Source organism: Serratia sp. NGAS9 (assembly GCF_009905295.1).
Lineage (GTDB): Bacteria > Pseudomonadota > Gammaproteobacteria > Enterobacterales > Enterobacteriaceae > Serratia > Serratia bockelmannii.
The window spans coordinates 1584864-1605432 of the sequence record NZ_CP047605.1 but is presented as its reverse complement, the minus strand read 5'-3'; the positions used below and the strand labels follow the sequence as shown (position 1 = coordinate 1605432).

Here is a 20569-nt window from a genome sequence, read left to right as displayed (position 1 = left end):
TCGCTGATAAAAGAAAAACAGGCTAAAGTGAACAACACTCATGACATAAAGTTCATCAATAGAATGGAAGCCTATGGAAAGTCTGGGTTCTCTCGACGTTTTCGTGCGGGTCAGTGAAAGCCGCAGTTTCACGGCGGCCGGGCAACAGCTGGGGATCTCCGCCTCGGCGGTCAGCAAGACCATCGCCCGGCTGGAGGAACGGCTCAGCGTGCGCCTGTTTCACCGTTCTACCCGCACGGTCAACCTGACACCGGAAGGGGCCTTGTTTCTGGAAAGGTGCCGACGCATTTTGAGTGAGGTGAAAGAGGTGGAAGCCGAACTGTTGCAAACGCGGGGAACACCTCAGGGCAAGCTGCGCATCAGTCTCCCGTCGCTGGGCACGCTTTTCATGCCAAAACTGGGGGACTTCAAGCGCCGCTATCCTGAGATCGAGCTGGATATTGATTATTCGGATCGGCTGGTTGACGTGATTGAGGAAGGTTTCGATGCCGTTATCCGCAGCGGAACCCCGAGCGATTCACGGCTGGTTGCCCGCCGGCTGGGTACCTGCCGCAAGGTTTTCGTTGGCGCACCGGGTTATTTCAGCAAAGTGGGTATGCCGCGCAAGCCCGAGGATCTGACAAGCCATGCCCGTTTGCATTATCGCTTTCCCAGCACCGGCAAACTGGATGTCTGGCCGCTGGGAGACAAGACGGAGATGATCCCCGAACGGCCGGCCAGCATGGTGACAAATACCCTCGATCCGCAGGTATGCTTCGCCGAACAAGGGCTGGGCATCGCTTATTTGCCGGAGATCGCCGTGCGCAGACAGCTGGAACAGGGCAGCCTGGTGACGGTTTTGGATGACTACGACCGCGAGAACATGGTTTTTCATGTCCTCTGGCCGTCGGGCCGCCACCTGTCAGTCAAAATCAGGCTGTTCGTCGACTTTGTGACGAGCCACCTTTTCCCGCTTTAAACAACGTATGCCGCCTTAACTGACCGGCATACGCGCCGGATCGGGATACTGGTACTCAAAACCCAGCTCGTTGCAGATGCGGTTGCCGTCCACCAGCCGCTCATCCTGATCCGCTTCGTCGGCGAACTGCGGCGGCGCCAGGTGCAGCTGTTCGGCCAGCGCAGGATAAAATTCGCGTTTGGCCGGATGATGCGGCGCGCACAGGTTGTACACGTGACCGCCCCTCGGCAGCTTCAGCAGCAGTTGGATGGCGGCGATGACGTCGTCCTGGTGCACCAAATTCACCCCCTGCGACCCGCCCTTCACGTCGAGTTTGCCCGCCAGGAAGCGGCCGGGGTGACGATCGGCGCCCACCAGCCCCGCCAGCCGCAGAATGTCCACCGAGGTGTTCGGCAATTCATGCAGCCAGCGCTCCAGCTCGGCCAACACCCGGCCCGACGGCGAGACCGGCCGCAGCGGCGACTCTTCGCGCAGCGTGCCGGCAGTTTCGCCGTACACCGAGGTGGAACTGGTAAAGATCACCCGCGGCACGCCAAAGGCCATCGCGCTGTCCACCAGCATGCGCACCGCATTGAAATAGTTCTCGCTGCCTTCGACGGTACGGCGAGCGGGCAGCGTCACCACCAGCGCATCCACGCGCAGCAGCGATTCCAGATCGTCCGGATCGCACACCAGCTCCGGCGTCAGCTCCAGTTGATAGCATTCAATGCCGCTCATGCGCGCGGCCTCGACGCCGTCCGGCGTGGTTTTGCTGCCGACCACATCATACCCGCGGCCCATCAGCGATAACGCCAACGGCATGCCCAGCCAACCTAAACCAATAATGGCTACCTTTTTCATCCTCTTCCTCTCCTGAAGATCGCAGCGCCCTGCCCCTAAGGCTACGCCACTGTACACGGCGATACAATCTGCCCGGCTTAAGGTTAGGTAAAGCCGTGTGTGGCTAATAACTCAACCTGTTTCAATAAATTAAATTTATGACGTTAAAAAAGGGTTGCACGGTGGACAGCGGATAGTTTAGCTTAATTGGCATACGGTTTTTACCGGCTTTTGATTAGAGAAAAACACCATGACACGCGTTCAGTTCAACCACCATCATCACCATCACCCTGACTAGTCTTTCAGGCGATGTGTGCTGGAAGACGGTTTGTTAATCTTCCAGTGGCGCGCAGAACGCAAGAGAGAGCCCTCGGAAGATTTCTTCCGAGGGTTTTTTTTTGGCTCCGGACAGACAGAAAAGAAAGTTTTTTACAATAAATTCATAAAATTACAGATTAAACAGAGGTTACCATGCTGGACAAGACACGTTTACGGATCGCAATGCAGAAGTCGGGCCGCCTGAGCGATGAATCCCAGGAACTGCTGGCACGCTGCGGCATCAAGATCAACCTGCAGCAGCAGCGTCTGATCGCCTTCGCCGAAAACATGCCGATCGATATCCTGCGCGTGCGCGACGACGACATCCCGGGCCTGGTGATGGACGGCGTGGTCGATCTCGGCATCATCGGCGAGAACGTGCTGGAAGAAGAGCTGCTCAGCCGCCGCGCCCAGGGTGAAGACCCGCGTTACTTCACCCTGCGCCGCCTCGATTTCGGCGGCTGCCGCCTGTCGTTGGCCACCCCACTCGACGCCGAATACGCCGGCCCGCAAAGCCTGCAGGACGCCCGCATCGCCACCTCTTATCCGCACCTGCTGAAGCAATACCTCGACAAACAAGGCGTGCGCTTCAAATCTTGCCTGCTGAACGGCTCGGTGGAAGTCGCGCCGCGCGCCGGCCTGGCCGACGCCATCTGCGATCTGGTCTCTACCGGCGCCACGCTGGAGGCCAACGGCCTGCGCGAAGTGGAGGTGATCTACCGCTCCAAAGCTTGCTTGATCCAGCGCGACGGCGAAATGCCTGAAGCCAAACAGCAGCTGATTGACCGCCTGATGACCCGCATTCAGGGCGTGATCCAGGCGCGCGAATCCAAATACATCATGCTGCACGCGCCGAGCGAGAAGCTGGACGAGATCGTCGCGCTGCTGCCGGGCGCCGAACGCCCGACCATTCTGCCGCTGGCCGGCGCGCAGAATCGCGTGGCGATGCACATGGTCAGCAGCGAAACCCTGTTCTGGGAAACCATGGAAAAACTCAAAGCGCTCGGCGCCAGCTCGATTCTGGTGCTGCCGATTGAAAAGATGATGGAGTAACGCCATGTCGACCTTCAACACGCCGATCGATTGGGCAACGTGCAGCGCCGAACGCCAGGCCGAGCTGCTGATGCGCCCGGCGATTGCCGCCTCCGACAGCATCACCCGCACGGTGAGTGAGATCCTCGACAACGTGAAGGCCAATGGCGATCGGGCGCTGCGCGACTACAGCGCCCGTTTCGACAAGGCGGAAGTCTCGGCGCTGCGCGTCAGCGCCGAGCAGATCGCCGCCGCCGCCGCGCGGTTGGGTGATGACATCAAACAGGCGATGGCGGTGGCCGTCGCCAACGTGGAAACCTTCCACAACGCGCAGCGACTGCCGCCGGTGGACGTCGAAACGCAACCGGGCGTGCGCTGCCAACAGGTGACCCGCCCAATCGACTCGGTGGGCCTGTATATTCCCGGCGGATCGGCGCCGCTGTTCTCCACCGTGCTGATGCTGGCGACGCCGGCGCGCATCGCCGGTTGCCGCCGGGTGGTGCTGTGCTCGCCGCCGCCGATCGCCGATGAGATCCTGTATGCGGCGCAGCTGTGCGGCGTGCAGGAAGTGTTTCAGGTTGGGGGCGCGCAGGCGATCGCCGCCCTGGCGTTCGGCACCGAAAGCGTGCCGCGCGTGGCGAAGATCTTCGGGCCGGGCAACGCCTTCGTGACCGAAGCTAAGCGGCAGGTCAGCCAGCGCCTCGACGGCGCGGCCATCGACATGCCGGCCGGCCCTTCTGAAGTGCTGGTGATCGCCGACGCCGGCGCCACCCCGGCGTTCGTCGCTTCCGATCTGCTGTCGCAGGCCGAACACGGCCCGGATTCGCAGGTGATCCTGCTGACGCCGGACGCGGCGATGGCGCAGGCGGTGGCCGAAGCGGTGGAAAGCCAGCTGGCCGAGCTGCCGCGCGCCGACACCGCACGCCAGGCGCTGGCGAGCAGCCGCCTGATCGTAGCGCGCGATCTGACTGAGTGCGTGGCGATCAGCAACCGCTACGGCCCGGAGCACCTGATTATTCAGACCCGTAATGCGCGCGAACTGGTGGACAGCATCACCAGCGCCGGTTCGGTGTTCCTCGGCGACTGGTCGCCGGAGTCCGCCGGCGATTACGCCTCCGGCACCAACCACGTGCTGCCGACCTACGGCTACACCGCCACCTGCTCCAGCCTCGGGCTGGCCGATTTTCAAAAACGCATGACGGTGCAGGAGCTGACGCCGCAGGGCTTCAGCAACCTGGCCGCCACCATCGAGACGCTGGCTGCCGCCGAGCAGCTGATCGCCCACAAGAACGCCGTGACTCTGCGCGTCGCCGCCCTGAAGGAGCAAGCATGAGCATCGAAAAACTGGCGCGCGCCAACGTTCGCGAGCTGACCCCTTATCAATCGGCGCGCCGCCTCGGCGGTAAGGGCGACGTGTGGCTGAACGCCAACGAATACCCGATCGCACCGGAATTCCAGCTGACCGCGCAAACCTTCAACCGCTATCCGGAGTGCCAGCCGGCGCAGGTGATCGAACGCTACGCCGCCTATGCCGGGGTCAAGAAAGAGCAGGTGCTGGTCAGCCGCGGCGCCGATGAAGGCATCGAGCTGCTGATCCGCGCCTTCTGCGAGCCGGGTAAAGACGCCATTCTGTTCTGCCCGCCGACCTACGGCATGTACGCCGTCAGCGCCGAAACCTTCGGCGTGGAGCGCCGCACCGTGGCCGCCAAAGAAGACTGGCAGTTGGATCTGCCGGCCATCGCGGACAGCCTGGACAACGTAAAGCTGATCTACGTCTGCAGCCCGAACAACCCAACCGGCAACCTGATCGATCCGGACGATCTACGCAGCCTGCTGGAGCTGGCCAAAGGCAAGGCGATCGTCGCGGTGGATGAAGCCTATATCGAGTTTTGCCCGCAGGCTTCGGTGGCCGGCTGGCTGAGCGACTACCCGCACCTGGCTATTCTGCGCACGCTGTCGAAGGCCTTTGCGCTGGCCGGCCTGCGCTGCGGCTTTACGCTCGCCAATGAAGATCTGATTGCCCTGCTGCTGAAGGTGATCGCGCCTTACCCGCTCTCGACGCCGGTGGCGGATATCGCCGCGCAGGCGCTGAGCGAAGAAGGTATCCGCACCATGCGCCAGCGCGTCACCGACATCGCAGCCACCCGCAGCTGGCTGCAGCAACAGTTGGAGAAATGCGCCTGCGTCGAGCAGGTTTTCGCCAGCGACAGCAATTACCTGCTGGCCCGCTTCACCGCCTCAAGTAATGTGTTTAAAAGCTTGTGGGATCAGGGCATTATCTTACGAGACCAAAACAAACAGCCCGGGTTGTCCGGCTGCCTGCGCATCACCATAGGCACCCGCGACGAATGTCAACGCGTGGTGGACGCCTTGTCCGCCCTGCCCGGCGCCAACCAGACTCGCCAGGAGCCAATGTGAGCCAAAAAATCCTCTTTATCGATCGTGACGGCACGCTGATCGCCGAGCCACCGGAAGATTTCCAGGTTGACCGCCTGGACAAGCTGGCGCTCGAGCCAGACGTGATCCCTTCCCTGCTGGCGCTGCAACAGGCGGGGTATCAGCTGGTGATGATCACCAATCAGGATGGGCTCGGCACCGCCAGTTTCCCTCAGGAAACCTTCGATCCGCCGCACAACCTGATGATGCAGATCCTCAGCTCGCAGGGCATTCAGTTCGCCGATGTGCTGATCTGCCCGCACCTGCCGGCGGACAACTGCGACTGCCGCAAGCCGAAAACCGCGCTGGTGAAGGGCTACCTGGAACCCGGCGTGCTCGATACCGCGCACAGCTACGTGATCGGCGATCGGCCGACCGATGTGCAGTTGGCGGAAAATATGGGCATCCAGGGGCTGCGTTACCAGCGCGGCGTGCTAGGCTGGAAAGAGATCGTGCGCCAGCTGACTCTGCGTGACCGTCACGCGCGGGTTAACCGCGTGACCAAAGAGACGCAGATCGATGTCAACGTCTGGCTGGATCGCGAAGGCGGCAGCAAAATCAAAACCGGCGTCGGCTTCTTCGACCACATGCTGGATCAGATCGCCACCCACGGCGGCTTCCGCATGGAGATCGACGTCAAAGGCGACCTGTATATCGACGATCACCACACCGTAGAGGACACCGGCCTGGCGCTGGGCGAAGCGTTGAACAAGGCGCTGGGCGACAAGCGCGGCATTGCCCGCTTCGGCTTCGTGCTGCCGATGGACGAGTGTCTGGCGCGCTGCGCGCTGGATATCTCCGGCCGCCCGCACCTGGAGTACAAGGCCGAGTTCAACTATCAGCGCGTCGGCGATCTCAGCACCGAAATGGTCGAGCACTTCTTCCGTTCGCTCTCTTACACCATGGGCTGCACGCTGCACCTGAAGACCAAGGGCAAAAACGACCACCACCGGGTCGAAAGCCTGTTCAAAGTGTTTGGCCGCACGCTGCGCCAGGCGATCCGCGTCGAAGGCAATACCCTGCCGAGCTCGAAAGGAGTGCTGTGATGAACGTGGTGATTTTGGATACCGGCTGCGCCAACCTGGCCTCCGTCACCTACGCGGTGCGGCGCCTGGGTTACCAGCCGGCGGTGAGCCGCGATCCAGAGATCGTGCTGCGCGCCGACAAGCTGTTCCTGCCGGGCGTCGGCACCGCGCAGGCGGCGATGGATCAGCTGCGCGAACGCGATCTGATCGAACTGATCAGGGCCTGCACTCAGCCGGTGCTGGGCATCTGCCTCGGCATGCAGCTGCTGGCGGCCAGCAGCGAAGAGAACGGAGGTATAACGACGCTCGGCCTCATCGATACGCCGGTAAAGCAGATGACCGACTTCGGCCTGCCGCTGCCGCACATGGGTTGGAACCAGGTATCCGCACAGGCGGGCCACCATCTGTTCCGCGGCATCGATGACGGCGCCTACTTCTATTTCGTACACAGCTATGCGATGCCGATATGCCCCAGCACCATCGCCCAGGCGAACTACGGCGAGCCCTTCACCGCCGCCGTGCAAAAAGACAACTTCTTCGGCGTGCAGTTTCATCCAGAACGATCTGGAGCGGCCGGCGCGCAACTGTTGAAAAACTTTCTGGAGATGTAGGCAGCATGATTATTCCGGCTTTGGATTTGATCGACGGCAACGTGGTGCGCTTGCATCAGGGCGATTACGGCCAGCAGCGCGACTACGGCAACGATCCGCTGCTGCGTCTGCAGGACTATCAACAACAGGGCGCGCAGGTACTGCACCTGGTCGATTTGACCGGCGCCAAGGATCCGGCCGCACGCCAGATCCCGCTGCTGCGCAAGCTGTTGGCGGGGGTTAACGTGCCGGTGCAGGTCGGCGGCGGCATCCGCAACGAGCAAGACGTCAGCGCCCTGCTGGAGGCCGGCGCCACACGCGTGGTGATCGGCTCTACCGCGGTGAAACAACCGCAGTTGGTGCAGAGCTGGTTCGAGCGCTACGGCGCCGACGCGCTGGTGCTGGCGCTGGACGTGCGTATCGACCCGCAGGGCGTGAAACGCGTGGCCATCAGCGGCTGGCAGGAAGATTCCGACGCCACGCTGGAACAGGTGGTGGAGCAGTTCCTGCCCTACGGGCTCAAGCACGTGCTGTGCACCGATATTTCGCGCGACGGTACGCTGGCCGGTTCCAACGTGGCGCTGTATCAGGCGATCAGCCGCCGCTATCCGCAGGTGGCCTTCCAGGCCTCGGGCGGCATCGGCAATCTGGACGACATCGCCCAGCTGCGTGGCAGCGGCGTTGCCGGCGTGATCGTAGGGCGCGCCCTGCTGGAAGGTAAATTTAGCGTTGAGGAGGCGATCGCATGCTGGCAAAACGGATAATCCCGTGCCTGGATGTTAAAGACGGGCAAGTGGTAAAAGGCGTGCAGTTCCGCAACCACGAAATCATCGGCGACATCGTGCCGCTGGCGCAGCGCTATGCGCAAGAAGGTGCGGACGAGCTGGTGTTTTACGATATCACCGCCTCGAGCGACGGCCGGGTGGTGGACAAAAGCTGGGTATCGCGCGTGGCGGAGGTGATTGATATTCCGTTCTGCGTCGCCGGCGGTATTAAAAGCGCCGAGGACGCCAGCCAGATCCTGTCTTTCGGCGCCGACAAGATTTCGATCAACTCACCGGCGTTGGCCGATCCTGAGCTGATTAGCCGCCTGGCGGAACGCTTCGGCGTGCAGTGCATCGTGGTAGGCATCGACACCTGGTTCGACAGTGAAACCGGCAAGTATCACGTCAACCAATATACCGGCGATGAGAGCCGCACCCGCATCACCCAGTGGGAAACCCTCGACTGGGTACAGGAAGTGCAGCGCCGCGGCGCCGGTGAGATCGTGCTGAACATGATGAACCAGGACGGCGTGCGCAACGGTTACGATCTGCAGCAGCTGCGCCGGGTGCGCGAGGCCTGCAAGGTGCCGCTGATCGCCTCCGGCGGCGCGGGCACCATGGAGCATTTCCTGGAAGCGTTCCGCGATGCGGACGTCGACGGCGCGCTGGCGGCATCGGTGTTCCACAAACAAATCATCAATATCGGCGAACTGAAAAGGTTCCTGGTCGAACAAGGCGTGGAGATTCGCGTGTGCTGACAGAACAACAGAGAAACCAGCTGGACTGGGAAAAAACCGACGGCCTGATGCCGGCCATCGTGCAGCACGCCGTTTCCGGCGAAGTGCTGATGCTGGGTTACATGACGCCGGAAGCGCTGGCGACCACCGAGCAGAGCGGTAACGTCACCTTCTTCTCACGCACCAAGCAACGCCTGTGGACCAAAGGCGAAAGTTCCGGCCACTTCCTCAAGGTGGTCAGCATCACGCCGGACTGCGATAACGACACGCTGCTGGTATTGGCCAACCCGATCGGCCCGACCTGCCACCTCGGCAACAGCAGCTGCTTCCACCCGGCCGCCAGCGACTGGACGTTCCTCTATCAGCTGGAGCAGCTGTTGGCGGAGCGCAAGCACGCCAGCCCGGACAGCTCGTACACCGCCAGCCTGTACGCCAGCGGCACCAAGCGCATCGCGCAGAAGGTCGGGGAAGAAGGTGTGGAAACCGCGCTGGCCGCCACGGTCAACGATCGCGAAGAGCTGACCAACGAAGCCTCGGACCTGATCTATCACCTGCTGGTGCTGCTGCAGGACCAGGATCTGGATCTGAGCGCGGTGATCGGCCGGCTGCGCGAAAGGCATCAGAAAAAAGCGTGACGTTAAATCACGCGCAATAAAAAGCCGCCGGGCGTTAACCTCGGCGGCTTTTTTTATCGTTCAACGAGCGGGCTTATTCCATCCATTCGGTATGGAACACGCCTTCCTTGTCGATACGTTTGTAGGTGTGCGCACCGAAGTAGTCGCGCTGCGCCTGGATCAGGTTCGCCGGCAGTACCGCAGAACGGTAGCTGTCGTAGTAGGCGATCGCGGCGGAGAAGGTTGGCGTAGGGATACCGTTCTGCACGGCGTAAGCCACCACGTCACGCAGCGCCTGCTGGTACTCGTCAGCGATTTGCTTGAAGTATGGCGCCAGCAGCAGGTTGGCGATATCGGCATCCGCCGCGTAAGCGTCGGTGATCTTCTGCAGGAACTGGGCGCGGATGATGCAGCCGGCGCGGAAGATCTTGGCGATTTCGCCGTAGTGCAGATCCCAGTTATTTTCTTTAGAAGCGGCTTTCAGCTGTGAGAAGCCCTGTGCGTAGGACACGATCTTACCCAGATACAGCGCGCGACGCACTTTCTCGATGAATTCGGCTTTGTCGCCGCTGAACGGCGCCACTTTCGGGCCAGTCAGCACTTTAGACGCGGCAACGCGCTGGTCCTTCAGCGAGGACAGGTAGCGTGCGAACACCGACTCGGTGATCAGCGACAGCGGTTCGCCCAGATCCAGCGAACTCTGGCTGGTCCACTTGCCGGTGCCTTTGTTGGCGGCTTCGTCCAGGATCACATCGACCAGGTATTTACCCTCTTCGTCTTTCTTGGTGAAGATGTCTTTGGTGATGTCGATCAGGTAGCTGTTCAGTTCGCCCTTGTTCCATTCGGCGAAGGTTTCGGCCAGCTGCTCGTTGCTCAGGTTCAGCGCCTGCTTCAGCAGGGAATAGGCTTCGGCAATCAGCTGCATGTCGCCGTATTCGATGCCGTTGTGCACCATCTTCACATAGTGGCCGGCACCGTCAGCGCCGATATAAGTCACGCAAGGCTCGCCTTCCGCGACCGCAGCGATTTTCTCCAGGATCGGTGCCACCAGCTCGTAAGCTTCTTTCTGGCCGCCAGGCATGATGGAAGGCCCTTTCAGCGCGCCCTCTTCACCGCCGGAAACGCCGGTGCCGATGAAATTAAAGCCCTGGTCGGACAGTTCGCGATTGCGACGGATGGTGTCCTGATAGTAGGTGTTGCCGCCATCGATCAGGATATCGCCCTTGTCCAGGTGCGGAGTCAACGAGGCAATGGTTTTATCCGTCGCTTCGCCCGCTTTCACCATCAGCAGGATGCGGCGCGGTTTTTCCAGCGATTCGACAAACTCTTCTACGGTGTAATACGGCGCCAGATTCTTGCCCGGGTTCTCAGCGATCACTTCGTCAGTTTTGTCGCCAGAACGGTTGAAAATGGAAACGGTGTAACCACGGCTCTCGATGTTCAGCGCGAGGTTGCGGCCCATTACCGCCATGCCGACAACGCCGATTTGTTGCTTGGACATTTAGGAACTCCTGTCTGAGGATGACCCTGCCGGCAACGTCGGCCAGCAGGTTTTGTGATGTGGCACACATGTTAACTCAGGATTGAGCCGCGTGGGTAGTGATTGGTGCGATAGGTCACATGATGTCGCAATATATTCATATCCTCCCCACAAAAAACCACGGCACCCTAAGGTGCCGTGGTCTGCGGTTCAGTCAATCAGTACGAAACGAGGGGCTTGAGTCACCGCACCTGGGCCGCCTTGAACGCGTCTACTTTTTCCTTCAATAAACGCTCACTTTCACTGATCATATCCAGATATTGAGTATTTACGAACCCCCACAACGTGGAGGTTTGATCCTCAGCATGCCCAACCTGGAAAGGTAGAGTGGTCACCACAACCAGATTTGGCACTGACTCCAAATAGCGATCTATGGTATTGGTTTGAGCATCAACGTTACGTTCATCCCAGTGGCTAACTGCCTCTATCCCACGACGTGAGTAAATATTCATCACCGTGCTTGTCATGCGATTGATATAAATATACTCAATGCCATCGACCTCCTCGACAGCCAGAATCTCCGTATCTTCATTCAAATGCGCAATAATGCCCGAGAAAATGTGCCAATCCCAATTGCTGCGTTCCAGATAAGCAACAATCTTCTCAAGTTTAATGTCAAAGTCGTCAGGGAATAACGCATCGTCCTCGCAGATCATAGCCATTTCGGTATTACGATCGGCAAGCACGGACAGCATGTATTTATAACTCATGCCACATCCGATCCAGCCAATACGGTGTCTAACCCCCTCAATGACCTTGAAACCATGGGTAGGCTTACTGAGGAAATCTTGCTTCCGTACCGGTGTTTCCGTCAGTGAGAGGCAGAGTTTTGGAATATCCGCCTCTATCGCAGGGATAAAATCAACGCCATTTTTATAAGTTTCGAAATCAATCAAATCATTCGCCAAAAGATAGCGTTTGAAATAGCCTTCAAAGTTGTTGTCGCTATGAGTAAACAACGCAATATTTTTCTTACGGCTAGCATGATAATCTTGATCGTTCAAGAGACGATCAATTTTTTTCGCCATTGCGTCAATATCGCCAATAGGAGCAAAATCAATAACATCAATGAGAGACGTATGCTCCGCGATATCCACACTTTCTTCACTAACAATTGGCGTTCCCAACGATAGCACTTCGTAAATACGTGTGGTCTCAAGCAACGCATTCTCATAGTAATGCAGGTTAATAACCAGTTTGGCATTTTTCACCAGCCGGGTCAGCTCATCGCCGAATACACCAGAGGCAATATGAATATTAAAACGTTGTCCCAATTGTTCAAGATAATGACGACGACGCTCACAATTCGTATCACCATAGAAGAGAACGTCAATTTGCTCCTCATTGCCGTTCAACTTATGACCTTTCTGGGTCAATTTTGAGCTGTAGTCTGCAAAAGAAGCAATTGGGAGGTAGAACAATTTCTGATAAGGGATACCATGTTCTAATAAGTAATTAATGTTAGTCAGGGAATAGTCAAATATAGCCATTGCACGTTCGAGAATCGCAAAATACTCTGGCGTAAACCAACGTGGGTTAATAGATTGTTCCATTTGGAACGCAACAAAGTTTTGCGGCAGCTCAGCAAAAATTTGAGGGCAAATAACAATATGCAGTTGCCCACTGTCCGCCGGCGCTGAGTATGCTTCAATTATGGTAACGCCGCGCCCCACCTCTACAAGCGTTTTCTCAAGCAAATGGGCCACAAACAGTGTATGCCTAGTAGTGAGAATAACAATATGGTCGGTATCTATATTAACTAGCGGCATCGGCGTATTAGCGGTATTTTTCGCCACACGTAGAAGACTGCTACGCAACTCACCGAAACGGCCGGTTAGCAATAGTTTGCCTGCCACTTTAGTTTTGCGCAGCAAAGCCTTATAAGGATGCGGACTTGCACGAAACGCTTGCCAACCTTTCCCAACCAAAGAGGTCGATTTTGTCCCTTTACGCTGTCGCATGTAGTGTCTGGATATATCCCTGATTACCCCAAACTCACCGCGAATGGCCCGACCAAGCATACGAACAGGTACCGTTAGTCGCCACGACAGACTTTTTCGCATATTGTTCATGTCGGACTGACTTTCACTAAGTTGTTGACTCAGTGTTTCAATCTTTAATTTAAGAGGTTCGTCTTCAACATAATTATTATTTAAAAGAAGAACTTCTTTTTGCGCATTCTCCAACAATTGCTGAGTAACCAGCTGTTGCTCTCGCTGTTGTATAAGCGTTTCCTGAAGCAACAGCAATTGCTCTTGCATAGAAGAAATCATTGCCTGCTTTTCTTCGTTATCGATCATCAGATGATGCTCAGCAACACGAATTTTTTGTTGCATATCATCCTGCTTTTCATTTTCTTGCTTAACCTGTTTTGATAGCAACTCACCCAGAGTCAACCCCTGCATTTTTAAAAATCCTTCCTTCTCAGTAGAATAATATTCAATATGGCGACTGACTATCGCCTGTTCACTTGGCCGAGATAAACGGAATCGCAGATAATCAATATCGAAAATCAATTCGAATGGAACTAAGTATGAAAATAGATAAAATGCCAAACGATTAGTTCTTTCTTGTTCATCGTCTGCCAAGGTTATATATTTATATGAACTGTCACCAACGACTGTCGTTGGTATACCAGCGAAAATTCCTTCTAATCCCACACTAGAATTAATCGTTAAAATCTCTCGACAACGCTGGACGAAAGACAAACTGGTCGGTGAACTGTCGATCTCATACTCACCCTCCTTGAGCTGGAACTGACTACCAGGATGAGTGCGAATTAATAATTTTTTCTCTGGAAAACGTGTACGCGCATAGGAAAGCAACGTCAGATTAGTGAATTCTTCACCATAAGCAACGAGATTTGAATCGTCTTCAACCTGTAATGCGATCCCCAGATCGGCATCACACTGCTGCTCATGAGTATTTGGCACACGCAGGAAGTAACGATGCAACTCTTCTATGGAAAGATCGACCTGGCACTGTTCCTGAACCGCCAAATAGCGCTTCTCTGCCTCTGTGTGACCGTTAACACCTGAGAAATCCAAATACCCTGTACTATAATAAGAGGGCATTCTCAACGGCCCTACTTCAAAGTGCATGACAGGAATAGATAAAGACTCGGCAACGGCCTCCAGAGAAGGGCAATTGCAAATTGACAATATCCCCTCTATTTTTCCAGACTCATAGCCTTGGAGATGGTTTAGCAGCTCAGCTTCCAGCTCGGGGATTCGCTGGGTCAGCATTTTCTTGAACGCCAACATCGGATTGTAGTTTGAAGAGTCTAATAAACTCTCAAATACACTCTCTCTCAAATGGTAATAATCATGACTGGCCAATAGCTCATCAGACGGAATGCTGTAACCCAAATTATTCATTGTAGGTACATCAAATTCCCAACGTTCTGACTTGCGCCACTCTTCCGGAGACAACAAGTAATCATTACCGGCGATAAAAAGTGAACGCTGCTGCAATGAGTTAAGCAGGCGATAAAATATCCATAAATAGGGAGCTTTCACTCCCCTAAACGGATATGGCGGTAAGAATACAGCAATCATTGCTCTAATTACTCCTCGCTTAAAACACTGATAGGGGCATAAACAACCCCCCCGAGTTCACGAGAGGACCAAAACTTCAATCTCATCATTGGTCTGCGTTGATCCAACTCTTCTCGCTCGCCGCCTTGCAGCGATGCCAAGCCGCAATGAACCAGGTAATCTCCTGAGTTAATTGGCAATTTAACCTTATAAATCACATGCTGCTCACCAGCCTTGAGGATTAAAGGTTTGCCGGCTCCAATGTTGCTGTCCCCCCAAATATCTCCCCCCTGCGCTTTAGAGATGGAGATTCCCAAGGCAACATCTCGAATCTCTTCTGAAGCAAGGATAGTAAAATCCAAGGTCAGTTCATCACCAGAACGTACCAAAGGCTTATCGGAGAGTGAAGTGCCATCCGATTTTATCACTTCGAGATTTTGAATAATCGCTCGAGCACTGCCAAAGCGCTTTTCTCCCACTTCGGTATTCAACTGCCCCTGTTGCAAACCCTGCAAGTCAGATTGATTCATCACAACAGACGAGGAGATCTTGCCCGTATTCTCTCGTTTCACTGCTTGCGACAACAGCATTCCTTTCTCATAAGCCAGAACAGCAGCCAGTACGTCATAGGTGTCGCCCACTAACTCCCCATTGTTCATAACCAAACAACGGTCAGCGTATTCCAGAATACTACCGGTAGAGTGGGTCACCATGATAATAGTGACCCCCTTAGCACGAAGAGCCTCCATGCGTTTATAGCATTTATATTGAAAACCGATATCGCCTACGGCTAACGCCTCGTCCACGATAAGGATTTCAGGTTCGACACAGGCTTGGACAGCAAAAGCCAGACGAATATACATCCCGCTTGAGTATGTTTTAACGGGTTGATCGATAAACTCGCCAATATCTGCGAAGTCAGTAATCTCCTGAAAACGCTCATCGATCTGTTCACGGGAAAAACCTAGAACAGAGCCATTAAGATAGACATTATCACGCCCCGTGAACTCAGGATTGAACCCTGCGCCTAACTCAAGTAGGGCCGCAATACGGCCATTGACTTGTATTTCTCCCTGAGTTGGAGTCAGCGTACCGCATATCATCTGTAATAACGTTGACTTACCTGCACCATTTCGTCCGATAATACCTACGGTCTCACCTTTCTTAATAGAGAATGAGACATCGCGAAGTGCCCAAAACTCGCGGAAATAGCGGCGAGACTCACGTCGTACTACACGTTGTAACCTCGGAGCAAAAAACTGTTTTAAACGATCTCGTGGACGATCATAAATTTGATAACATTTGCTCAATGCAGTCACTTGGATCGCGATTTCATTAGAGGACATCAGCAAACCCCTTTCTGGTTTTCTGGAAGAATACAAAACCGAACCATGCAACTAATGATGCCGCCAGGGTGTAAACAGCTAAACCTTGCCATTCAGGTAAACGCCCCCAAATTAAGACATTCCGTGATTGCTCAATAATAAATGTTAGGGGATTAAGCATTATCCAAATGCGATATTTTTCCGGTAACGACGTGATAGGGAAAAATACTGGTGACAAAAACATCATAACCGTTGTGATAATGACAGTCGTCTGACCAACATCGCGTATAAAAACACCCAGGGATGCCAATATCCATGCCAATCCAAGGCAAAAAACGACCAGCGGCAAGAAAACTAACGGTATAAAAACGACGGTCCAGTGCAGAAAACCGTTGAATAAAAAGAATGCACATAGCAGTACAACCAAGCTGATCAGGGTATGGAACAACGCAGCGCATAACCCAATCACTGGCAACGTTTCCAAAGGGAAAACCACTTTCTTCACATAGTTGGTATTCCCTAGGATAATTTGCGGTGCCCGATTAACCACCTCGGCAAAAAAACCATGCACAATCATGCCAACAAAGAGGATTACAGCAAACTGCGTACGGCTTTCATCGCCACCGACGGACCAACGTGCTTTAAAAACAACCGAAAAAACAAATGTATAGACCGTCAACATAAACAAAGGATTGAGGAACGACCATGCCAGTCCCATAGTGGAACCCTTGTATCGCCCAACAACCTCACGTTTTGTCATTTGCAAGATCAGCGATTTGAACCCCCAAATGTTACGGATCAGAGCTAGGGGTGACAGAGGTTGCGATTTATGAGGATTACTCATTACCCCACCCCGCTGCCATACCAACATTTTGCGCTTCGAAATTGCATCCAGTCATAACAAACATAATCAATACCTTAGATGTAATTGAACTCATAAAACATAGACATCATCTTCAATCATGTTACCGCTTGATTTCAGGAGAAGTCATGGGAATAGTCTTCAAACAGGTAGTATTCACCTTGGATCTCTGTGGATCGTGCCACCATCCCCATTTATTGAAATATAAGACAACTGATTTCATGTGATAAATGAATAAATTAAGGTTTTTATAAGAACCTTTACCAAAAACATGGATGATAGTAGCACCAGGGAAGTAGACAATATCGCTCATTGACAAAGCCCGGCGGCACAAATCCACATCTTCTAAATACATAAAATACCGTTCATCAAATCCTCCCAAGCTCGCTAACAACGTGGATTCAACCAGCATAAAACAACCAGAAACTGAAGGAACTGCGAAGGATTTAGTGTAATCAGCACGCTGGATTTCATAAGTGGCATCCAGCTTAGCTCCCCATTTAGGGAAAAAGCGCCGAAGAAACAAATTGGCAGGTGTAGGCAGTAAGCGGCAACTGTATTGGAATCGCCCATCGCTATATTGAATGCGAGGAGAAACAAAGCGGTGTTTTTGGTTCCGCGCAAAATTGTAGAGACTCTCGAGCGCCCCCGAGGTAAAACTGATATCTGGGTTACAAATCAAAAAATATTCACATTCATTCAGATAACGCTTCATTGCCAGATTATGGCCGTAGCCAAAACCGTTATTGGCTTCCGCACAAATATAACTAATGCGATGATTATCTAGTTTTGCAGCCCATTCAGAACCACCGTTATCAACCAAAACTATTTTTTGAACACATTTTTCGCTAAGCAAAGAAAGTAACGTGTCTTCTAGTTGGGCATAGCTATGGTTATACAATACGATTGAAGCAACAATTTGGTATTGTTTTTGTTTTGAAAACATGCCGTATGAAGTTCCTAACCAATAATCATTTAAAAACAATCAGTTACAAGAGTGTGATGGCTGATGTATTATCACTCGTCTATTGGAACGCAAACCGTCACCAATAAACAAAAACATCAAAGGGGATAAAATTATCCCCTTTTATTCCATGCAAACCAAGATCCACCTACTGCAACAGTTTGCGAATCACAGCATGTAACTGCTGGCGCCAAGCGCTAGGTTTAAGATTCAACGCGCAGATCTTATCAGTGTTAAGAACAGAGTATACAGGCCGGGACGCAGGTGTAGGATACTCTTGCGTAGTAATCGGATTCACGATGACCTGATGTGGGTATAGCCCACTTTCAGTAGCCTGTTGGAAAATTATCTGCGCAAACTCATACCAAGAAACCATTGAATCACCACAAAAGTGATAGACACCGTATTCACCTGGTTCTTGCAGCATGGAGATTATGGCATCAGCGATATCACCGGCATAAGTCGGGCAGCCTTGCTGATCGCTTACCACGCCAAGTTCACCCCTTTGTGACCCGACGCGCAACATCGTTTTAACAAAATTATTGCCGTACTCGCTAAACACCCAAGCCGTTCTTATTACAATAGTTTTTGGATTAGCCTTCAGCGCAGCAATCTCACCTTCAAGCTTGGTTTTACCATAAATGTTTTGTGGCGAGCAGGGAGCATCTTCGCAGTAGGGTTCTTCCGAACGGCCATCAAAAACATAGTCGGTTGATACGTGTACAAAAGGAATATTTCGTGCAGCAGCAGCTGCTGCCAGGTAGCCAGGCCCGTAGGTATTGATTGCTTTAGCTACATCTGGTTCAGATTCAGCCTTATCAACAGCAGTATAAGCGGCGGCGTTTACGATAACATCGGGCTCAAATTCCGTCACCGCTTGCTCAATCGCATCAGAATCACAGATGTCAAGTTGCTTGCTGTCCAGTGCTAGCAGGCTCCAATCGGTAGGAAACCTATCGCTGAAACAGCGTCCCAGTTGCCCCATAGAACCTGTCAAAAGTACACGCATTAAAAAAGCTCTCTAAGTAATTTACCTTGTAGATCCTTTGGCGATAGCAATGGCTGATCGACTGGCCAATCAATGCCAATTTCAGGATCATTCCAAAGCAAGCATGCTTCGCTAGCAGGATCATAGTACTCTGTGCACTTGTATTCGAAATCAGCAATGTCTGAAATCACTAAGAAACCATGTGCGAGACCTGGCGGAACCCAAAGTTGGTGGTGGTTATCTTCCGACAAGTGAACACCAACCCATTTTTTGTACGTCGGCGAATCGACCCTGATATCCACTACAACATCATAGACCTCCCCACGTACAACTCGGACTAGCTTGCCTTGGGGTTTGATTCGCTGGAAATGCAAACCACGCAATACTCCTTTAGAAGAACGCGAATGGTTGTCCTGAACAAAATCCACATCAATATCTAACATTTCTTGATAGCGGTTTTTTTGAAACGTTTCGACGAAAAAACCACGATGATCACCGAACACTTTCGGCTCAATCAACTTCACACCTGCGACTGGTGTCTCAATCACTTTCATTAGGTAACCTGCTAACTAATACGCTCACCTCAGAGGCCCAAAGGATGGCCGCCTGAACATGCATCCCCAGCAGTCTATCACTACCCACTCGCCCAGTTTTCGAACAGAAACTAAACGAGAATAAATTTTGGATAGCTCAATGAACGCACCGTAGACGAAGGTATCGGAGATTAGCACAATTAATCAAAATATCCGACACTCATCCACAAAAAATAGTCAAAAATTATGTGACTCATTGAAGGATGAATCATGATATATCATTGTTATTAAACATATTTTAATTGCAACCAACATAGAAATGGTCAATCGAGCCCTCGTTGGTTACAATTAATTTACATTATGCCATATTTTGTCATTAACGAACTTCGCTATCAACCGGGACGATAACCCCGAGGATTGTTCTTCTGCCAATTCCACGCATCACGCATCATGGCATCCAAATCACGGGTAGCCTTCCATCCCAATTCTTTGAACGCCAATTCTGGAGCGGACCAGCATTCTGCAATGTCGCCCTCTCGACGTGGTACAATTTGGTAAGCTACATTGCGACCTGAAGCCTTTTCAAAAGCATGGAGCATCTCCAACACAGAATACCCTACCCCAGTCCCCAGATTATAGACCGTAAAACCTTGGTGTTCATCGATGTGTTCAATCGCCTTGAGATGACCTTCAGCCAAATCCATGACATGAATGTAATCTCTGACACCCGTGCCATCCTGTGTCGGATAGTCGTCACCAAAAATTGACAGTTTCTCCAGTTTTCCGATTGCCACCTGAGCAATATAAGGCATCAGATTGTTAGGAATACCATTTGGATCTTCACCGATCATGCCAGATTCGTGCGCACCGACCGGGTTGAAGTAACGTAAGGCGGTAATGGAGAATTGCGGTTCTGCTTTAGCGAAATCTTGCAGAATTTGTTCTACCATCAACTTCGACGTGCCGTAAGGATTCGTCGTACCGCCAACGCGTGACGTCTCAGTCAAAGGAACTTGCTCTGGAGTACCGTACACCGTGGCAGAAGAACTGAAGATAAACTTATGCACACCCGCACGACGCATTTCCTCCAACAATACCAACGTGCCAGTGACATTGTTCTGATAATACTCTAGCGGCTTGCGCGTCGACTCTCCGACAGCCTTTAGCCCAGCAAAATGGATCACGGCCGAAATGGCGTGAGCCTCGAAGATACGGTGCAGACACTCAGCATCCAAGATATCGCCTTGGTAGAATTGAGCACTTCTGCCCGCGAGTTTCTCAACGCGACGCAGAGACTCATCGGAAGAGTTCGATAAATTATCTAACACTACGACATCTTCGCCATGTTCCAACAAAGCCAGAACAGTGTGAGAACCGATATAACCGGCCCCACCGGTGACTAAAACCGCCATAAAAACTCCTTACTCGCGCCCCTGGCGCTCAAGATGAACTATCTTCTTTAAGCAATCAATTGATTTTAAACGAAGCTTGGACTCACGCACGCCTTTTCGATCATAATTGACCATCC

Annotated in this window: 19 protein-coding genes and 1 other annotated feature; of the genes, 10 read left to right on the top strand and 9 right to left on the bottom strand. The window is 53.3% G+C overall.

Annotated features, from left to right (window positions below; all coding sequences use genetic code 11):
- Positions 1-73 precede the first annotated feature (73 nt).
- Positions 74-958, top strand: coding sequence for a LysR family transcriptional regulator (locus GUC32_RS07700; protein ID WP_346419498.1), 885 nt, complete (start codon positions 74-76; stop codon positions 956-958).
- 15 nt (positions 959-973) lie between these two features.
- Here GUC32_RS07700 and GUC32_RS07695 read toward each other — a convergent pair whose 3' ends face one another.
- Positions 974-1798 (bottom strand): SDR family oxidoreductase, encoded by an 825-nt coding sequence (locus GUC32_RS07695; protein ID WP_043137858.1) that lies wholly within the window; start codon positions 1796-1798, stop codon positions 974-976.
- A 229-nt stretch (positions 1799-2027) separates the two neighbouring features.
- Here GUC32_RS07695 and hisL point away from each other — a divergent pair, with 229 nt between their 5' ends.
- The 9 genes from hisL (at position 2028) to hisIE (ending at position 9314) form a co-directional block, all read left to right on the top strand.
- Complete coding sequence (gene hisL, locus GUC32_RS07690; protein ID WP_100396937.1) at positions 2028-2075, top strand: his operon leader peptide; 48 nt, start codon at positions 2028-2030, stop codon at positions 2073-2075.
- Positions 2051-2177, top strand: a sequence feature (His leader region). Its footprint overlaps the gene before it by 25 nt.
- Before the next feature lie 71 nt (positions 2178-2248).
- Positions 2249-3148 (top strand): ATP phosphoribosyltransferase, encoded by a 900-nt coding sequence (gene hisG, locus GUC32_RS07685; RefSeq protein WP_015377256.1) that lies wholly within the window; start codon positions 2249-2251, stop codon positions 3146-3148.
- A gap of 4 nt (positions 3149-3152) precedes the next feature.
- The gene (hisD, locus tag GUC32_RS07680; RefSeq protein ID WP_089180715.1) at positions 3153-4460 is read left to right on the top strand and encodes a histidinol dehydrogenase; all 1308 of its coding nucleotides are present in this window, start codon (positions 3153-3155) and stop codon (positions 4458-4460) included.
- On the top strand, positions 4457-5545 hold the full coding sequence (gene hisC / locus GUC32_RS07675) for a histidinol-phosphate transaminase (protein ID WP_033640854.1): 1089 nt from the start codon (positions 4457-4459) through the stop codon (positions 5543-5545). The genes hisD and hisC overlap by 4 nt, the downstream gene beginning before the upstream one ends.
- Positions 5542-6609 (top strand): bifunctional histidinol-phosphatase/imidazoleglycerol-phosphate dehydratase HisB, encoded by a 1068-nt coding sequence (gene hisB, locus GUC32_RS07670; protein ID WP_015377254.1) that lies wholly within the window; start codon positions 5542-5544, stop codon positions 6607-6609. Before hisC ends, hisB begins: the two co-directional genes overlap by 4 nt.
- Positions 6609-7199: an imidazole glycerol phosphate synthase subunit HisH gene (gene hisH / locus GUC32_RS07665; RefSeq protein WP_049205880.1), complete on the top strand. Its 591-nt coding sequence runs from the start codon at positions 6609-6611 to the stop codon at positions 7197-7199. Before hisB ends, hisH begins: the two co-directional genes overlap by 1 nt.
- Before the next feature lie 5 nt (positions 7200-7204).
- Positions 7205-7942, top strand: a complete 738-nt coding sequence (gene hisA, locus GUC32_RS07660; RefSeq protein WP_025302188.1) for a 1-(5-phosphoribosyl)-5-[(5-phosphoribosylamino)methylideneamino]imidazole-4-carboxamide isomerase — start codon at positions 7205-7207, stop codon at positions 7940-7942.
- Positions 7924-8700 (top strand): imidazole glycerol phosphate synthase subunit HisF, encoded by a 777-nt coding sequence (gene hisF, locus GUC32_RS07655; protein ID WP_033637764.1) that lies wholly within the window; start codon positions 7924-7926, stop codon positions 8698-8700. Before hisA ends, hisF begins: the two co-directional genes overlap by 19 nt.
- Positions 8694-9314 (top strand): bifunctional phosphoribosyl-AMP cyclohydrolase/phosphoribosyl-ATP diphosphatase HisIE, encoded by a 621-nt coding sequence (hisIE, locus tag GUC32_RS07650; protein ID WP_015377251.1) that lies wholly within the window; start codon positions 8694-8696, stop codon positions 9312-9314. Before hisF ends, hisIE begins: the two co-directional genes overlap by 7 nt.
- A 73-nt stretch (positions 9315-9387) precedes the next feature.
- Here the strand turns inward: hisIE and gndA are convergent, their stop codons facing one another.
- From gndA to galE, 8 genes are all read right to left on the bottom strand, one after another.
- Positions 9388-10794 (bottom strand): NADP-dependent phosphogluconate dehydrogenase, encoded by a 1407-nt coding sequence (gene gndA, locus GUC32_RS07645; protein WP_025302186.1) that lies wholly within the window; start codon positions 10792-10794, stop codon positions 9388-9390.
- Positions 10795-11015: 221 nt separating this feature from the next.
- Positions 11016-14390 (bottom strand): hypothetical protein, encoded by a 3375-nt coding sequence (locus tag GUC32_RS07640; protein ID WP_197770845.1) that lies wholly within the window; start codon positions 14388-14390, stop codon positions 11016-11018.
- Positions 14391-14398: 8 nt separating this feature from the next.
- Positions 14399-15715 carry an ABC transporter ATP-binding protein gene (locus tag GUC32_RS07635; RefSeq protein ID WP_049205871.1) on the bottom strand — a complete coding sequence of 439 codons (1317 nt, stop codon included), beginning with the start codon at positions 15713-15715 and terminating at the stop codon, positions 14399-14401.
- Entirely contained in the window at positions 15705-16538 is an 834-nt protein-coding gene (locus GUC32_RS07630) for an ABC transporter permease (protein WP_049205867.1), read from the bottom strand. Before GUC32_RS07630 ends, GUC32_RS07635 begins: the two co-directional genes overlap by 11 nt.
- Before the next feature lie 121 nt (positions 16539-16659).
- Positions 16660-17502, bottom strand: coding sequence for a glycosyltransferase family 2 protein (locus GUC32_RS07625; protein WP_369435648.1), 843 nt, complete (start codon positions 17500-17502; stop codon positions 16660-16662).
- 166 nt (positions 17503-17668) lie between these two features.
- Complete coding sequence (gene rfbD, locus GUC32_RS07620; protein ID WP_049205861.1) at positions 17669-18529, bottom strand: dTDP-4-dehydrorhamnose reductase; 861 nt, start codon at positions 18527-18529, stop codon at positions 17669-17671.
- On the bottom strand, positions 18529-19062 hold the full coding sequence (gene rfbC, locus GUC32_RS07615) for a dTDP-4-dehydrorhamnose 3,5-epimerase (RefSeq protein WP_049205859.1): 534 nt from the start codon (positions 19060-19062) through the stop codon (positions 18529-18531). Before rfbC ends, rfbD begins: the two co-directional genes overlap by 1 nt.
- A gap of 371 nt (positions 19063-19433) precedes the next feature.
- Positions 19434-20453, bottom strand: a complete 1020-nt coding sequence (galE, locus tag GUC32_RS07610; protein ID WP_049205858.1) for a UDP-glucose 4-epimerase GalE — start codon at positions 20451-20453, stop codon at positions 19434-19436.
- Positions 20454-20569 lie beyond the last annotated feature (116 nt).

Bases quoted from the DNA above. Each gene is read 5' to 3' on its own strand.
- GUC32_RS07695 (WP_043137858.1), bottom strand. From the start codon at position 1,798: ATGAAAAAGGTAGCCATTATTGGTTTAGGTTGGCTGGGCATGCCGTTG.
- GUC32_RS07640 (WP_197770845.1), bottom strand. From the start codon at position 14,390: ATGATTGCTGTATTCTTACCGCCATATCCGTTTAGGGGAGTGAAAGCT.
- rfbD (WP_049205861.1), bottom strand. From the start codon at position 18,529: ATGCGTGTACTTTTGACAGGTTCTATGGGGCAACTGGGACGCTGTTTC.
- GUC32_RS07700 (WP_346419498.1), top strand. From the start codon at position 74: ATGGAAAGTCTGGGTTCTCTCGACGTTTTCGTGCGGGTCAGTGAAAGC.
- gndA (WP_025302186.1), bottom strand. From the start codon at position 10,794: ATGTCCAAGCAACAAATCGGCGTTGTCGGCATGGCGGTAATGGGCCGC.
- hisF (WP_033637764.1), top strand. From the start codon at position 7,924: ATGCTGGCAAAACGGATAATCCCGTGCCTGGATGTTAAAGACGGGCAA.
- galE (WP_049205858.1), bottom strand. From the start codon at position 20,453: ATGGCGGTTTTAGTCACCGGTGGGGCCGGTTATATCGGTTCTCACACT.
- hisA (WP_025302188.1), top strand. From the start codon at position 7,205: ATGATTATTCCGGCTTTGGATTTGATCGACGGCAACGTGGTGCGCTTG.
- hisH (WP_049205880.1), top strand. From the start codon at position 6,609: ATGAACGTGGTGATTTTGGATACCGGCTGCGCCAACCTGGCCTCCGTC.
- GUC32_RS07625 (WP_369435648.1), bottom strand. From the start codon at position 17,502: ATGTTTTCAAAACAAAAACAATACCAAATTGTTGCTTCAATCGTATTG.
- hisG (WP_015377256.1), top strand. From the start codon at position 2,249: ATGCTGGACAAGACACGTTTACGGATCGCAATGCAGAAGTCGGGCCGC.
- hisD (WP_089180715.1), top strand. From the start codon at position 3,153: ATGTCGACCTTCAACACGCCGATCGATTGGGCAACGTGCAGCGCCGAA.
- GUC32_RS07630 (WP_049205867.1), bottom strand. From the start codon at position 16,538: ATGAGTAATCCTCATAAATCGCAACCTCTGTCACCCCTAGCTCTGATC.
- rfbC (WP_049205859.1), bottom strand. From the start codon at position 19,062: ATGAAAGTGATTGAGACACCAGTCGCAGGTGTGAAGTTGATTGAGCCG.
- hisC (WP_033640854.1), top strand. From the start codon at position 4,457: ATGAGCATCGAAAAACTGGCGCGCGCCAACGTTCGCGAGCTGACCCCT.
- GUC32_RS07635 (WP_049205871.1), bottom strand. From the start codon at position 15,715: ATGTCCTCTAATGAAATCGCGATCCAAGTGACTGCATTGAGCAAATGT.